This window comes from Amphritea atlantica (assembly GCF_024347255.1).
Classification (GTDB): Bacteria; Pseudomonadota; Gammaproteobacteria; order Pseudomonadales; family Balneatricaceae; genus Amphritea; species Amphritea atlantica.
Genome location: NZ_AP025284.1, coordinates 2276449 through 2292259, shown reverse-complemented (window position 1 = coordinate 2292259; position 15811 = coordinate 2276449). Strand labels below are relative to the sequence as shown.

The 15811-nt window shown below is 47.9% G+C and carries 17 protein-coding genes; 5 read left to right on the top strand and 12 right to left on the bottom strand.

The window, feature by feature from the left end; genetic code table 11:
• Positions 1–120 precede the first annotated feature (120 nt).
• Complete coding sequence (locus tag OCU43_RS10505; RefSeq protein WP_091358518.1) at positions 121–984, bottom strand: alpha/beta fold hydrolase; 864 nt, start codon at positions 982–984, stop codon at positions 121–123.
• A 267-nt stretch (positions 985–1251) separates the two neighbouring features.
• Here OCU43_RS10505 and pabB point away from each other — a divergent pair, with 267 nt between their 5' ends.
• Positions 1252–2649, top strand: coding sequence for an aminodeoxychorismate synthase component I (gene pabB / locus OCU43_RS10500; RefSeq protein ID WP_091358514.1), 1398 nt, complete (start codon positions 1252–1254; stop codon positions 2647–2649).
• A gap of 297 nt (positions 2650–2946) precedes the next feature.
• Here the strand turns inward: pabB and OCU43_RS10495 are convergent, their stop codons facing one another.
• Positions 2947–3339 (bottom strand): hypothetical protein, encoded by a 393-nt coding sequence (locus tag OCU43_RS10495; RefSeq protein ID WP_091358512.1) that lies wholly within the window; start codon positions 3337–3339, stop codon positions 2947–2949.
• Between the two features lie 277 nt (positions 3340–3616).
• Positions 3617–4501, bottom strand: a complete 885-nt coding sequence (locus tag OCU43_RS10490; protein WP_091358510.1) for a LysR substrate-binding domain-containing protein — start codon at positions 4499–4501, stop codon at positions 3617–3619.
• Positions 4502–4622: 121 nt separating this feature from the next.
• Here OCU43_RS10490 and OCU43_RS10485 point away from each other — a divergent pair, with 121 nt between their 5' ends.
• Complete coding sequence (locus OCU43_RS10485; protein ID WP_091358507.1) at positions 4623–5318, top strand: FMN-dependent NADH-azoreductase; 696 nt, start codon at positions 4623–4625, stop codon at positions 5316–5318.
• A gap of 146 nt (positions 5319–5464) precedes the next feature.
• On the opposite strand, the gene OCU43_RS10480 is transcribed toward OCU43_RS10485, so the two are convergent.
• From OCU43_RS10480 to OCU43_RS10460, 5 genes are all read right to left on the bottom strand, one after another.
• Complete coding sequence (locus OCU43_RS10480) at positions 5465–5866, bottom strand: hypothetical protein (RefSeq protein ID WP_091358505.1); 402 nt, start codon at positions 5864–5866, stop codon at positions 5465–5467.
• Positions 5867–5955: 89 nt separating this feature from the next.
• Positions 5956–6210, bottom strand: coding sequence for a hypothetical protein (locus OCU43_RS10475; protein WP_091358503.1), 255 nt, complete (start codon positions 6208–6210; stop codon positions 5956–5958).
• A 69-nt stretch (positions 6211–6279) separates the two neighbouring features.
• Positions 6280–6933, bottom strand: coding sequence for an AbiV family abortive infection protein (locus OCU43_RS10470; RefSeq protein ID WP_091358501.1), 654 nt, complete (start codon positions 6931–6933; stop codon positions 6280–6282).
• A gap of 483 nt (positions 6934–7416) precedes the next feature.
• Complete coding sequence (locus tag OCU43_RS10465; RefSeq protein WP_091358498.1) at positions 7417–8142, bottom strand: DUF6639 family protein; 726 nt, start codon at positions 8140–8142, stop codon at positions 7417–7419.
• A gap of 151 nt (positions 8143–8293) precedes the next feature.
• Positions 8294–8716: an MAPEG family protein gene (locus tag OCU43_RS10460; RefSeq protein WP_091358497.1), complete on the bottom strand. Its 423-nt coding sequence runs from the start codon at positions 8714–8716 to the stop codon at positions 8294–8296.
• 365 nt (positions 8717–9081) lie between these two features.
• On the opposite strand from OCU43_RS10460, the gene fdxA reads away from it, so the two are divergent.
• Positions 9082–9405, top strand: coding sequence for a ferredoxin FdxA (fdxA, locus tag OCU43_RS10455; RefSeq protein WP_091358494.1), 324 nt, complete (start codon positions 9082–9084; stop codon positions 9403–9405).
• 95 nt (positions 9406–9500) lie between these two features.
• Positions 9501–10598 carry an AmmeMemoRadiSam system radical SAM enzyme gene (amrS, locus tag OCU43_RS10450; protein ID WP_091358492.1) on the top strand — a complete coding sequence of 366 codons (1098 nt, stop codon included), beginning with the start codon at positions 9501–9503 and terminating at the stop codon, positions 10596–10598.
• A 72-nt stretch (positions 10599–10670) separates the two neighbouring features.
• Here amrS and OCU43_RS10445 read toward each other — a convergent pair whose 3' ends face one another.
• The 4 genes from OCU43_RS10445 to thrH form a co-directional block, all read right to left on the bottom strand.
• Positions 10671–11147, bottom strand: coding sequence for a GNAT family N-acetyltransferase (locus OCU43_RS10445; RefSeq protein WP_091358622.1), 477 nt, complete (start codon positions 11145–11147; stop codon positions 10671–10673).
• 254 nt (positions 11148–11401) lie between these two features.
• The gene (locus OCU43_RS10440) at positions 11402–13393 is read right to left on the bottom strand and encodes a methyl-accepting chemotaxis protein (RefSeq protein ID WP_245756574.1); all 1992 of its coding nucleotides are present in this window, start codon (positions 13391–13393) and stop codon (positions 11402–11404) included.
• Positions 13394–13540: 147 nt separating this feature from the next.
• Positions 13541–14497: a transcription termination factor Rho gene (gene rho / locus OCU43_RS10435; RefSeq protein WP_091358489.1), complete on the bottom strand. Its 957-nt coding sequence runs from the start codon at positions 14495–14497 to the stop codon at positions 13541–13543.
• 162 nt (positions 14498–14659) lie between these two features.
• Positions 14660–15277 carry a bifunctional phosphoserine phosphatase/homoserine phosphotransferase ThrH gene (gene thrH / locus OCU43_RS10430; RefSeq protein ID WP_091358485.1) on the bottom strand — a complete coding sequence of 206 codons (618 nt, stop codon included), beginning with the start codon at positions 15275–15277 and terminating at the stop codon, positions 14660–14662.
• 238 nt (positions 15278–15515) lie between these two features.
• Between thrH and cowN the strand changes: the two genes are divergently transcribed.
• Positions 15516–15800, top strand: coding sequence for a N(2)-fixation sustaining protein CowN (cowN, locus tag OCU43_RS10425; RefSeq protein WP_091358482.1), 285 nt, complete (start codon positions 15516–15518; stop codon positions 15798–15800).
• Positions 15801–15811: the final 11 nt, after the last annotated feature.

Sequence of the window (15811 nt, the reverse complement as noted above, 5' to 3'; positions counted from 1 at the left end):
CCATACTAAAGACGAAAAGTGTCGACATGCTACAAAAGTATAGGGGTATATCCTGACTTAGCTATCAGGCATAAAAAAGCCCCGTCAAACGAGGCTATCAGTCTAGTTCAGGAGTGCGTATCAGGCGAGAAAACGGTTCAGTTCTGCATCCATAATACGGGCGATCTGACGGGGTTTCTGAAACGGCAGCGAATGATCAGTGCCTGGCACCATAAAGTAGTGCCAGTTGGGCAGGCGTTCGGCCAGATCCCGCTGATACTGATGCATCAGATCAACACTGTGACCGCCAATAAAACTGGTGACATCGCCCTGGGCAGCCACCAATGCTTCACGGTCTATGGTGGTAATCGCTTCCGTGACACAGTTGAGGGCATTAGCAAAACCAATAGGACGTGCTGCAAGCCGCTGGATTGTCAACAACTCGGCTTTAGGTGCCACTTTACGGTTGGGTGAGATAGTATCCAGAAACGCACGTATTCCGGTTTCCGCCTGATCCCCCTGCAGATGTTCCGCCGCTTCACTGAACTGCAAGCGCAGATTAACCGTAGACTCCCAGCAGGGCCGGTCAAGCACCGCAGACTCTAACAGATACTGTTTCTTCACCCGCTCATGGTAACGCTGCTTATACAATAAGGAGACCATCCCCCCCATGGAGTAACCGGCCAGATCAAACTGCCACCAGCCCAGATGGTCCACCAATGCACTGATATCATTCACCAGTTCATTGACGGTAAATGAATACTCAGTGCCATCAGGGTAACGGGTGTTTCCGGTGCCGCGCTGATCCGGTATCAGGATCTCATCCCAGCTGGTGCTCAGCATCGCAATGGCGGCCCAGGTGTCCTCACCGGCAACGCCGGCACCGTGCAGCATCACCAGTCGGCGCGTTGAGCTGTCACAGGGTTTTCTGTAAAGCTGATAACTGACCTGCTGGTCGGGAAGGTTGAGCTGATGCTGAGTGATCTTAAAGGGGTGTTTAATCATCGGTCCTGCTAACTGTTATCTGACGGCTATAAATAAACGGATAGTATCCTGAAGAAGGAAAAAACTCCCGTCATTATAAGGCGATTATACTGTTTAGATTTGTAGAAAAAACTGCAGGATTGCACCTCGCTTTCGCTACCCCGGACAGATACAATCGCTTTTTACCCTGAACCATCCTGTTCAATCTTAAGCTGAGGGATGGCAAAACAACGACCGGTCACACTCAGAGACCTGAGCTGAAGACAGGCAAGAACTAAGGTTTATCGGGTGTACAGACTTTTTTCACTCCCCTATCTGCAAAATACCACCCTCTACTTCGAACGCATCCGTCACCTCGACGCCCCGGTGTTCCTCGACAGTGGAAAACCTGCCGGCCGTTATGGGCGTTTTGATATCATCGCCGCAAATCCTGAAGCCCGGCTTAGTTATCAGCATGGATTAACTCATCTCACCACAGCCAGCAGCGATGAACAGCTCGGCGGCAATCCCTTTACCCATCTGCAACAACTGTTTAGCCAGTATCAGCAGCATTGCCCTGAGCCACAACAAACCGAGATTAAAGCGCTGCCATTCTGTGGTGGGTTGCTGGGATATTTTTCCTATGACCTGGGCCGCAGTCTGGAAACACTGCCAGAAAACACCATCGCTGATATCGAGCTTCCTGATATGCAGGTGGGTATATACAGCTGGGCAGTAGTGATCGACCATGAGAGTAACACCGCACAATTGGTCACCACCCCCCTGATCAATACCGCCGACGCAGAAAACATTCTGCAGCTGCTAAACCATGATGGTGAAACAGGCAGTCGCAGCTTTACCCTTGCAGCCCCCTTTAAAAGCAATATGAGTGAACCCGAGTATTACCACTCGCTTAACCGTATCGATCAGTACATCCACTCCGGTGATTGCTATCAGGTTAACTTTGCCCAACGTTTCAGCAGCCGCTATACCGGGGACCCCTGGACGGCCTACAAGCTGATCAGACAGCAGGCACCAACACCCTACTCCGCCTACATTGAAACCACTGATGGCGCAATTCTGTCGCACTCTCCCGAGCAGTTTCTTGAAGTGGTCGAGCGCCGGGTGACCACCAAACCAATCAAGGGCACCCGTCCCAGGGGCAACAATCCGGCGCTGGATGCGCAGTTGAAACTGGCCCTGCATGACAGCGAGAAAGACCGGGCCGAAAACCTGATGATCGTCGATCTGATGCGCAACGATATCAGCAAGGTGTGTGAACACGGCAGTGTCAGAGTGCCTAAACTGTTTGCGGTTGAGTCCTATGCCAATGTCCACCACCTGGTCAGCACCATCACGGGTAACCTGGCCGCCGATAAAACCCCGATCGACCTGCTGGAACACAGCTTCCCCGGCGGCTCGATCACCGGCGCACCCAAGATCCGCGCCATGGAGATTATCGATGAACTGGAACCTCATCGCCGCTCCATCTACTGTGGTTCCATCGGTTACCTCAGTTTCTCCGGTCAGATGGATACCAGCATCACCATCCGCACCCTGATCTGTGAGAACGGCCAGATACACTGCTGGGCTGGCGGCGGTATTGTCGCCGATTCAGAAACCGCAGATGAATATCAGGAAACCTATGACAAGGTGAACAACCTGCTAGCGCCGTTGGAGCGGACTATTGGTAAGAGCAGTGGCTAGACGTCACTGCGTGACTTGCTAGTGGTTAGACGCGACTGCGTCGCTTGCTAGAACAAGCGTTGGTTCGGTGGATTAAAGGGGGGGGGAAGGGGCAAAAAAATATATCGCTCGTTCCCACGCTCCCGCGTGGGAATGCATACCTTGCAACGTTGCTCAACGGTTAAGCAATCCATCGTCATATTGATTGCCCCCTTAAATCAGACGCGACTGGGTCGCTTGCCAGAACAAGCGTTGGTTCGGTGGATTAAAGGGGTTCAGGGGCAAGAAAATATATCTCTCCCCTGTTCCCTGTCAGGCCTACCGAACATATAAATCATTGTTGGTTAGATACTCTTGAACTTCTGTCGAAAAGCCTGCAATTTGAACCGCCTCCAGAAGGCCTTCAGATTTCAATAAGTAGAGCTGAAGCATAACCTTAGATCTAGAGTTGTAATTGAATATTTCTGCAATTCGTTTATCTCGCTTTTCGATCATCCTATACAAACTAATGTATTTCTCATGGTTTGAAAGAACAACATCGTTAATCGTCTCAGACGCATCATCTAAAATCTGTTTACAGAATTTATCTAATGTTGCAGCCTGCACTGTTTTGAAGTGTTTCCAATCTGCCTCTGAAATCATCGCTAACCTCTTCAGGCTTGTTTTCCCCATTAAACGGCGAGCATTAGCGAGTCCGGTGAAGGCCAGCATAAAGAATGCTCAATAACCCTAACCAAAAAGAAAGCCTTTTCATCAATCTCTGCCTAATCTGATCTACTCGTCCGAATAACTCTTTTTCGCTCGTTCCCACGCTCCCGCGTGGGAATGCATACTTCACAATTATTTGATTAAAGGGCTCTGCCCCTGTGGTATCCAAACGATCCCCCCTGAATAACACTAAATTGTCCGGATGATCAGTTCCAATCACCTGAGGGCACAAACCGTGCTTAACTGACATCCCGAGAGACCAGGGTAGAACCTGCTTTAGTTAAGCATACTCTGATAGCTCTTTTACCAACCACTCTCTGAAAAGAGTAACTTTTCGTAAATTCTCGCTAAAGGGAGAAACCAATAGGTAATATGTCAAACCCGGCAAAGAGCAGTCATTATCCAAAGCCTTTAACCAACCTTGCTGCAAGGCCATTTTAGCTAATACCGAACTCACGAGTGCTATTCCCTGACCGGCTAAAGCGGCTTGAACAACATGATCTTCCTGATCAAAGAAACAGACCCTGGGATCGGAGATATCGGCGTTAAACGTTTGTAGCCAATTTTTCCAGCTTATCGACGGTAAGTCTTTATTCTTCCACCGGGTCTCAATAAATGTGGCATCAGTTAAATGCTTGCAACTGTTTAAATAGCCCTCTGTTGCATAGCCAGCAAAATGTTCGGTCACCAGTTTTACTGCAGTTGTATTTTTCTCATCATCACGACCATATCTTATTGCGAGATCAATGCGACGATCCCGCTTGATATCTGCCAGCTCTTCGCCGGTCTTTATCTCAATCTGAATATCGGGATGTTCTTTGTAAAACCTTGCCAGATTAGGCACAAGCCACATTGAGGCAAAAGAGGTGGTTGTGGCAATGTTCAACACAGACTGCGCATTAGATATCTCTTCAATTGCCGTTGATATCTGCTGCAACGCCTGATGGGCAACATGTGCAAACCTGGCCCCTTCCTGAGTCAGGATTATTGAACGGACTTTTCGTTCGAACAGCAGAACCCCCAGTCGATCCTCTAAGTTTGATATTTGGTGAGATATTGCCGTTGGAGTGATATTCAGCTCCTCAGCGGCAGCTTTAAAACTGCCTAATCGTGCAGCAGCCTCAAACCCTCTGATTTGGTTCAGCTGAGGTAAGCGAGAGAACATAGACTTTACTCATAGATGAAACCTGCTCATCTATAAGTAAAGTTTTACCATTTGTCAACAAGCCCAGCTTTGCAAATAATTCCCGTCACAGCGTACTTCATAACAAACCAGGGAAAATCATATGACCACTTTACTTCATATCGATGCGAGTGCTCGCAAAGAACGTTCAATCACAAGAGATCTGGGCGAGAGATTCAAGCGTCAATGGCGCGCGGTACAACCCACGGATCGATTTATCTATAGGGACATTGGCAGTTCACCACCAGACTTTATATCTGAAAGCTGGATTGCCGCTGTCTTTACCCCCGAAGAGAAAAGAACAGATGAACAGAATGTATTACTATCATTGTCTGATCTGTTAATTGAGGAGCTAACTGAGGCCGACGTCATTGTCATCTCCACGCCAATGTACAACTACGGTATGCCTGCATCACTGAAAGCATGGATTGACCAGATTGTGAGAATAAACAAGACCTTTACCTTTGACCTTGATCGCGGTGATTTCCCATTAGAGCCAACCCTCTCTGGCAAATCCCTCGTGCTTTTAACAGCATGTGGGGAGTTTGGCTTTGGAGAAAACGGGGCACGCGAAACGATGAATCATTTAGGGCCTCATCTGAGAACGCTCAGCAAATATCTTGGCGCTGATGACATACATGAAATCCGTGTTGAATATCAGGAATTTGGTGATAAACGACACAAGCGATCAATTGAAAGCGCATATGAGTCCATTTCTGGAACAATAAACAACATTGCGGAGAAGCTTGAGTTGCGCCAGGAGTTAGATGCGACTGCGTCGCTTGCTAGGAAAAGTTAGATCGTAGGTTGGGATAAGGCAAGAATCCCAACAATACCCGTGATAACTGTCATAAATCTCGCTCGTTCCCACGCTCCCGCGTGGGAATGCATACTTCACAATTATTTGATTAAAGGGCTCTGCTCCCTTTAATTGCTTTAATTGCTTTAATTGTTTCTGAACGAGTGATACAGGTACTTTGAAGCAACAATTAGTGGACCCAAGAAGCAAAGGATAAAATAAAAGTCTTTAGTTTCATTTGGTTCCGATATGAAAATTGCTATGTACGCAATTGGTAGCGCGGATAGCATGCCCAGTGACAGTAGTGTTAAATGCACTTTGCCGGGCTTGAAATTGGTTTTAAATGCATTTTGCGAAACAACGGACCAAAGCCCGATCATGCCTGCAAGTCCAAATATTCCTAAAATGCCTAATGGATGAAAAATATCTTCCCACCCTTTTGCTGCTCCGAAGATGCTGAACATTGATCCTAGGATTGCGGCTGGGGCCAATAGTGTTGCGGGCAAAACGCCAACGACCATTTCAAGTATAAAAACTGCTATTTTCATAAATTAATTTTTGGCATCTAACGCCCGCATAATTGGAAATTTGTGAAGCGCAGCGAAGAAAATTATCCGAGTTTATGCGTTTGTTAAATTTATGGTCGGCATTCTAACCAAACCCTTTCTTCCGGGTGATGCTCCGCAATGGTTGCCAGAGCACCATCTAGCTCTTCGTCATTTGCTGGGTCTATTTCATAGCTGAAGTTTGTAAGATCTATATCCATTTCTCTATAGCGATCCAGCTCAGATTCACTCAAGACATTGCCGCCAACCCAAACAGAATACTTACCTGTTTTAATCACTGGTTCCAACTCTTGAAACCCTTCTTTTGTAACTGCAAATATGATCATAGGAATTTAACGCCCGCATTTCGGCTGGTTTGGAGCGCAGCGGAAAACCAGTCCGACAACATGCGCTTGTTAGTTTCGTTGGTGATTCTTCTTTCTCCAACCGTTATTCTTAATTCCACTCTTGTGGGGCCATTTCAAAAGCTTTTTATAGATCTCATAATCGAACACCTCATCCATGTCCTTACCTCCCTCGAAGTAGAATTCATCGTCTTCGATTCTTGCGCATATTCTGAGCAGCTCATCGTTGATAATTGAAATAAACTGCTTTGCATCTTTTTGTTTTATTTTCCAAGGGGTTGAAACCCGACTATCTGTATCGATCTTACCTTTTGAGCGAGACAAGCCAACGTAGATTGCATTTTGCTTTTTCTCTTCAAGTTTTCTACTTTGGATCAGAGAAATAAACTTTGGCGAATAATCATCTGTTTCTCTTGCCACAAAGTTCCACTGCTTTTTTGGATGCAAGTACAGAAGCTTTAGCCATTCTTGTTCAAACTCAGCATCAGAATAGCCCTCATTAGTTTCCGATGACCATATATAGTGATCTACCCAGTTGGCCTTTGAGAATTCCTCTAAAGCCAAGACTGAAAGCTGAAGAGCACTTGGGTAGGAGCCATTTTCATAGAGCAACACAGAGTCAAAATGAAGACGGATAGTATTTCTCAAAGACTCCGTAGCAATTTTACTCAGCTTGTACTTTGAGATTCCGTCTTCTTTCTTCACTGATACTCCGATTCAGAAACTAACATTTTAATACTACGTCGGCACATATACATGCCAGGCGACATTAACAAAAAGAAGGGTAACCATCAGATAATAAAGAGGAAAAAAATGACATCGTAATCTCCTTTAAGATAAAAACGAGAATGCGCAGTTGCATTCCGGCCCCGGCGTACTATCCCGCCAGCATTTCAACCTATCCCTTTGTTTTTCTGATGTTTTGCTAATGATGCCAGCAGCAAAACAAGCCTTCTCAAACGATTAAACGAGCATAACCGCTGCGATATACAAAATAAACTGTTTATACATACAACTTACGTACTGTTTTTGGTAGAGCCGGATAGTTGATACTTCTAATGATTCTTTCTTTGCTTTTTCCCGCGACGAGCAAGTCACGGTTTTGTGACGTTCGAACAACGAGTAACGGCTTTTTAGCTTTTCCTAGCAAGTGGCGAAGCCACATCTAACAACTGGCTACGGCTGTTATTAAGGCACCGATATATACAACCATTTATGATGCAGAAGAATCTGAATAAACGTCTGCGGGTCACTCAATTGTGTCAGGTGCAGATATGATTTCACCGCAAAACCCGTGGGATTGAACCCCATGTAGGTCACACTTATTTCATCGCCGGACTCCCAGGGGCCGGTCGCGGCAGCCTGAATGATCTGCGCTCGTCTGGCGGCGGATAAAACCCCAAGTTGAGTGGCATGTGCCAGATACTCCTGCGCCGCGTTTGTCCACTGGTCCTCTGTGTGGTTTGCGTTATGCTGGAAGATCGCATGGGTAATCTCATGGGCTAAAGCACCCACATAGTGCTCCTCGTCAAAGGGCATGTTATACATCTGTGGCGATTGACTGCTGTGTAATATTGCGGGCAGCGACATTATCTGAATACGGTCGCTCTGGCGATCATAACTTCCAAAGGCCATATAACCTTCCTGGTTGATGCTCTGTTCAATAATGCTGATCTCTATCGGTTTTTGCAGCTGCAATTGATACCGGGCAAGAAAACCGATCGCCCTGTCAGCCGCATCGCACACATACCCGACCATACTGTCATCGGCTGCCGAGACTAAAATCTCCGGTGTCGTCTCGCAACGATACTGACTTGCGATAACCGGAGACAGCCAGGTAACGGTCAGGATAACGAGACCATAACCGACACTAAGAATCGAAATCGGGAAAAACCTTCGTTGACGCGTTTTCATAGGCTCACGTCCATTGATAACGACAGGTTGCGCGCTTACACAGATCTAAACTCCATTTCTGTGATATCAGGCACTAACAATTTAGCTTTCAATATAGTCTGAAGATCTCTCCTGCGCCTCAATCCGATATCCAGACGCTTGCGTGTGCGGGTCAAATCGTAATCACAGCGACTGAAAACAAAACCCATATGATCAGTAAAACAACATTACTCAGGGCGAACACAGTAAACCTGTGCAGCACATGGTTATATGTCAGATGTACAAGACTATGTAACACCCGCAACCCGACATAGGTCCAGCAGAGGTCCACTGTGACGGATGTATCTGTCTGTGTGACATACTGAGCCAGAATCACAACATAGAACAGCAGCGGAAGTTCTAAGAGGCTCATGTAGTTACGATTAGGAAGGCTGATTTCTGCAGGGACATTGGCTGATTCACCAAGCCTGAAATCTTCTGCGGTGACATCCCCACGAAAAACACCCCGAAAGCGCCTGAAGGGAATAATAAGAAGAATTGCAAAGGTCCAGGCCACCAGCGTAATCATCGGCAACAGGATCGGGTGACTATTCATTATGTGCTCCATGCGTCGCCTGATTCAAAAGCCAGGCGTTTTAGCGTATAAGTTGAGGGATCAGAGCCCTTTATTATCAATAACCTCTCTCTTGGTATCCCAGTCTTACTTATCCTACGTCACAGTTTAAGGGCATTAACCCTGTTAACAGCTCTCTGACTCCTTGAATCACCCCGTTCTAATCCTTTATTGACCAATATTTACATAGAAAACGATAGGATAAAAGAGCACTGATAGCGCATCCCCCTGTCCAGCAGGTCTGACAACTAGTGGCTATCTATACTTCATTTGTGTTGCAGACAACTATACTGACCTATGAGGCTTTTTAATCACCTGAACAGGCCGGTGGCCTGAAAGGATCTGTTATGACATTTGTAGTCACGGAGCCCTGTATCAAGTGCAAATATACCGACTGTGTTGAAGTCTGTCCGGTGGACTGCTTCTACGAAGGCCCTAACTTTCTGGTGATCAACCCGGACGAGTGTATCGATTGCGGCCTGTGTGCACCGGAGTGCCCGGTCGAGGCGATAATGGAAGAGGACGAGGTAGCAGGTGATCAACAGTCATTTATTCAACTCAATGCGGAACTGGCGCAACAATGGCCCAATATCGCCGAAAAGAAACCCAGTCCGCCGGATGCGAAGCAGTGGGATTCGGTGACCGACAAGAAGCACCTGCTGGAGCGTTAAGCTGTCAGCCCCCCTCCCCGTAGACGCAATTTAGCCGCTGGGTGATGATCAGCGAACTATACTGAGAGCGTGAATGTCGATCATGAGGCGGCCAGATGATTCCCGAATCCCACAAGATATTATCTACTCAATACTGGCATACACTGGAGGACGGCCGTATCCAGTGCGATGTCTGTCCACGTGCCTGCAAATTACATGAAGGCCAGCGAGGATTGTGCTTTGTACGCGGGCGTGAAGACGACCAGATAATGCTCTATACCTGGGGCCGCTCCAGCGGCTTCTGTATCGATCCGGTGGAGAAAAAACCCCTCAATCACTTTCTGCCGGGACAGCCGATCCTCTCCTTCGGTACCGCAGGGTGCAACCTGGCCTGTAAATTTTGTCAGAACTGGGACATGAGTAAATCCAGGGAGATGGACACCCTCGCCGATCAGGCCCTGCCCGAACAACTGGCAGCCACCGCGAAGCAACTGGGCTGCATGGGCATTGCTTTCACCTATAACGACCCGGTGATCTTTATGGAATATGCCATGGATGTCGCCGATGCCTGCCATCAACAGGGTTTAAAGAGCGTTGCTGTTACCGCCGGTTACATCTGTGCTGAGCCTCGCGCAGAATTTTACCGCCATATGGATGCCGCCAATATCGATCTGAAGGCGTTCACTGAGAAGTTCTATCACAAGATCTGTGGCGGAGAGCTCGGTGCTGTACTGGAAACCCTTGAATACCTGAAACACGAAACCGATGTCTGGTTCGAAATCACTAACCTGCTGATTCCCGGTGAAAACGACTCCAGCGCCGAGATCAACGCCATGACACAGTGGGTGGTCGATCACCTTGGCCCCGATGTACCAATACATTTTTCCGCCTTTCATCCCGACTGGAAGATGCTCGACAAACCCCATACACCACCAGCAACCCTCACCCGGGCACGACAGATCGCCCTGGCTAACGGCGTGCGCTATCCCTATACCGGTAATGTCTATGACACTCAGGGAGAAAGCACCTATTGCCACAACTGCGGTGCGACGCTGATTGAGCGCTGCTGGTATACCCTGGGTCATTGGGGACTCACCGGGGATGGCTGTTGCCAACAATGCCACACGCCCCTCCCCGGGGTTTTCAACGGCCCACCTGGGCGATGGGGATCACAACGACAGCGGGTCAATATGCGTTACCACACAATGAGCTGACTGCAGGGACCGTTGCGGATTATTAGCACTAACACTTAACGCTCTTATCAGTCGACGCTCAGTCAGTCGGCTTCATTTGATTGTAGGGCTTAGATACAGTTCCATTGAAAAATTGACTAAAGTCACTCCGCTTCTCTGAACCTCATTCTTCTTAACGACAGAGAAACCGCGGTGTTCAAAGAACGGCTTAGCCACAAGTGATGCCTCGACGTATAAACGTTTGATATTTCTGACTCTTGCTTCATCGAGCAAACGTTCATACAGTCTGGATGCGACCCCTCTTCCCTGAAAATCTGGATGGGTATAAGTGCAGTCAATATGACCATCTGCATCTAATTCTATAAAGCCCGCTACACAACCATCAAGGAAAGCGATAAACGGTTTTTTCGCATTCAGTCGCTCAGCCCAGCGTTCATAATCGACAGGTGTAGGTGCCCAGGCTTCTTTTTGCTCTGATGAATACAGCGAGGGATCAATTGCATGAACAGACTGATGAAACAAGTCAGCTACTTCCCTGGCGTTGTCTGTAGAGTATGTTTGTATTCTCATAAAAGCTCTAGCTCTTTGCCTCGCGGCGCGAGGTACGGGCATCCAACATCGCAGACGGGAAGGGCTGAAACTTACTATCTTTTTCGCTCGATACATGTAAGAAATTGCCCGTATATTGGAGCTCAAGCATCAGCTTAACTTGAGCATTAATAACCTTTAACTGGTTTTACCCCAATAATAGTTTCAGCATCAAGCGGATAAGAATCTACGCTTGATGCTGAACGGTTTATTACACGTATCAAAGAAGGAAGACCTTATAAACGGAAGCGTTTGACTTCACCTTCGATTTCGCAAATCAAAGCCCGCAAGGTTTCAGCCTGCTCCGCAGCTTTAGCACCTTCATCCGCCATGTTTGAGGCAGCATCACTAATCGCAGTGGTATTAAGGTTGATCTCTTCGGTTACGGAGGTTTGCTCTTCTGCTGACGAAGCGATCTGAACGGCCCGATCTGAGATCTCTGCAATCGCCGAGGTAATCGTCACAAGACTCTGTCGCGCTGATTCAGCATCATCAACGCTTTGTGCCGCCATCGAATGACCGCGTCCCATACTGGAAACCGCTTGCTTAGTCATTTTTTGCAAAGTATCGATCATACTTTGTATCTCACCGGTCGACGCATGCGTCCTCTGCGCAAGCACACGAACTTCATCGGCGACCACTGCAAAGCCCCGGCCCTGATCACCCGCACGGGCCGCTTCAATTGCAGCATTCAGGGCCAGTAAATTCGTTTGCTCTGCTATCCCACTAATCGTCGAAAGAATACCGCTGATATGTTGGGAGTGTTTTTCCAGATCGCTGATAACATCGGTTGCACGTTGAACTTCATCCGCTAACGCCTGGATGGATTTCTGACTTTTCTCAACCTGCACCTGTCCATTTTCGCTGATGGTCACCGAATCTTTAGCGGAGTGGGCTGCGCCTTCCGCGTTACCAGCAATTTCCTGTGTAGCAGAGGCCATCTCTGTCACTGCGACCGCAACCATATTTATTTCATCTTGCTGCACACGGATACGTTGACTGCGCTGCTGTGCCGCCTGTGTAAAATGATCAGCCGTTTGAGTAAGACTACCAGAGGTTTGACTTAAGCGGCTGATAATGCCGTGTAAACGCTCGACAAACTGATTAAACCCTTGTGCTAAAACGCCGATCTCATCGTGGCTATTTACAGGTATACGGACGGTTAGATCCCCCTCTCCTTCTGATATGTCCTTCAATGCCTGGCTTACACGCTCGAGGTTTTTAAACATAACCTTGAACAACGCGATCAAAATTAAGCTCAGAACAATAACAATCCCTAAGCTGATCAGTGCCTGGGTTGTGAGGGACTGCATTAGAGGTTTTAGCACAGTTGATTTGTCTACTACATAGATTAATGCCCATGTGGTATCAGGAATCGCAGCGGCGTAAACAAGACGATCACGATCATCAAGCTGAGTTTCTATTAGCTGATCACCGTCAATCAGCTTGGTTAGTGAATCCCCCGCTAAAACTGGGTTAACACTGGCCAGAGATTGAGATTGGAGCTCCGCTTGAGGGTGCGCGATGATCTGATCACTGCGATCTACCAAAATCGCGTAGCCATCGCCTGGTACTGATAACTCTGAGGTGCGTTGAGCCAACCGTGACAGAGTCACATTGGAGCCGACCGCACCAATCATTACCCCATTTTGCATAACCGGTTCGGCTAATGTTACGACGAGTTCCTGAAGCGTTTTACTGACATACGGCGCGGTGACAACAGGTCTCATTTTTTCTTTAGCCAGTTTATACCAACCGCGTTTACGCGGATCATAACTGCTGTTGTTTTGATCCAGAGAAGGATCCTGGCGGAACATCTCGCCCTTTTCATTACCGTAATAGGTTAGGCCAAAGCTACCCGATTGATGCGCTTGTAAAATTTTAGCGTAAGGGCTTTCCGAGGGGTTTTGCTCAATCGCGTTTTTTAACGCGGTCATGGTATTTTGTCGGTCAGTTAGCCACTGGCTAACGCCATCACCGTACGCAGTAGCTGAGTGAAAGACATCATTTTTCAAGACTTCCATCAAGGCATTACGTTCAACAACGTATTTTTCAAGCATCAATACAGCCACGACAAACGCCACCGATAAGACACTGATGGCGAGTAAACGTGTTTTCAAAGACTGAAACATAATAAGCCCTTCACAGTTGAACAATTTTTTTATTTTTATCGGCAAAGCTACTTCAAAAGTGAGGAAAAAGTAAGTTTTAAAAAGAGAAAAGATCATATTTAACACGATCTTAAGCCAGCCCCCTCTGAACCTCCATTTCCAGCCCCCGAACTATGAGGAACAGCGCTCTTCATCTTTTTCTAACAAGTTGCGCAGCCGCGTTCTGGCAAGTAGCGAAGCTACATCTGGCCACTGCTTTTAAGTCTAACCACTGGTCACAGCGTTTAATAGTGCTTCATTGGTCGGATAGGTCTCAAGCAACTCAATCAGCTTCCTGGCGCCCTCTTCCGGTTTGAGATTGACAAGGCTGCGTCGCAGTGCCCGTATCGCCTGGAGATCTTTCGGGTTTAGCAGCAGTTGTTCACGGCGGGTACTGCTTTTGGCAATATCCAGCGCCGGGAATATGCGCCGATTCGCTGCCTCGCGGGATAATACGACTTCCATGTTGCCGGTGCCTTTGAACTCCTCAAAGATCACCTGGTCCATACGGCTGCCAGTATCCACCAAAACTGTCGCCAGAATGGTCAGCGAGCCGCCATTTTCAATTTTTCTGGCTGAGCCAAACAGTTTTCGGGGTATCTCCAGAGCCCGGGCGTCGACACCGCCTGACAGGGTTTTTCCGCTACTTTTACGTTCCGCATTGTGCACCCGGGAGAGCCGTGTCAGTGAGTCGATCACAATCATCACATCATGACCTTCTCCCGCTTCCCTGCAGGCTCTATCGAGCAGTTGATCCGCCACCCGCACATGATGGGCATAGCTTTCATCCGAGGATGAAGCATGAACCTCTGCTGGTACGCTTCGCTTAAAATCGGTCACCTCTTCGGGCCGCTCATCAATAAGCAGTGCATACAGCCTGATCCCGGGATAAGCCTGCCCCACTGACTGGCAGATATGCTTTAACAGCGTCGACTTTCCCGAGCCAGGAGGTGCAACAATCAGCCCCCGCTGCCCCAGGCCAACAGGCGTAATAAGATCCATCGCCCGCATAGAGAGTTGCTGTGAACCTGATTCAAGACGAATACCGGGAGATGGGTGAACGGCAACACCGTTTAAAAAACGCTTTAACGGGTTATCATCAGCCTGCCCTCTGCTATCCTCATCGACAGGCTTGGCAGCTGCGCTTTTTTTAACCTTCAGGCTCAGGGTTTTTCGTGTCATGGTATCGCTATATCGCTCAGGGAAATTGGGTAAATTCTGATCAGGTTAATGCTGCATCTATACGGTAAATGCAGGGTAGCCTATATAACCGGCCGGGTCTCGCTAAGACAAAAAAAGAGCGCCGAAGCGCTCTTAATCTTACCGGTCGCGCAGCGACTGCGGTTAAAGAGACAGGTCGCGGTTGCTCGCTTTAATAAACTCTTTTTTCAGCTCTTCAAACGTATGTACTGCGGGGAACTGCGGAAACTCATCAATAACATTCTGTGGTGAATGAAACAGAATACCGGATTCAGCCTGGGTCAGCATGGTGGTGTCGTTGTAAGAGTCTCCAGCGGCGATCACACGGTAGTTCAACAGTTGGAAAGCACGGACAGACTGACGCTTAGGGTCTTTCTGTCGCAGGGTGTAATCGGTGATACGACCGTTCTGATCCACTTCCAGCTTATGACACAGCAGCGTTGGATAACCCAACTGCTTCATTAATGGTGCAGCAAACTCATAGAAGGTATCGGACAGAATCACCACCTGAAACCGCTCACGCAGCCAGTCGATAAACTCACGGGCACCTTCCAATGGCGAAAGACGATCAATAGTGGCCTGAATCTGCGGCAGAGTCAGACCATGCTCATCGAGAATCCGCAGACGCTGTTTCATCAGCACATCATAATCAGGAATATCGCGGGTGGTCGCTTTCAGCTCTTCAATTCCGGTTTCTTCAGCAAAGGCGATCCAGATCTCCGGGATCAGTACACCTTCCAGGTCAAGACATGCGAGTTCCACAAGCGACTCCTGTGTTTTTAGTTATTTAGCAATAAGCGCTATCAAATAATGTGCGGGAGATTCTACCGGAATGACGCACTGCTCAACAAGTAGGTAAAGGCAGCGATACAACTTTTAAAACTGATCATCAAAGGCGTTGATATAACGCAACTAATCCTGTTATTGAGCTTAATTTCGCTAGAGAGATGAAACACTCTCCCTCTAGAATGTCCGTTTAGTCTATTCGGGAGATACTGTGATGGGTCAGGCAGACAATACGGACCGCTATGTCAGCTTCTGCGGCATTGAATGTGATCGCTGGGCTGATGAACTCCATAAAAAACTACAGACGATTCTGAATTGTGATGGCAATGAGCAATGGCAGCGCTATTTTTCAATGAAGCTTGAAGAACAGACCCGCATGAAGCATGACAATCTGTTCTTTATCGGCGCGCAGATGAACAACCTCTACAGCTTTTTTGAAGAGCATGATGACCCGCAGGCGTTGCAGCTGCTGTGGAAGCTCGAACAGGAGTGCTGCTGAGCGGCGTCCCC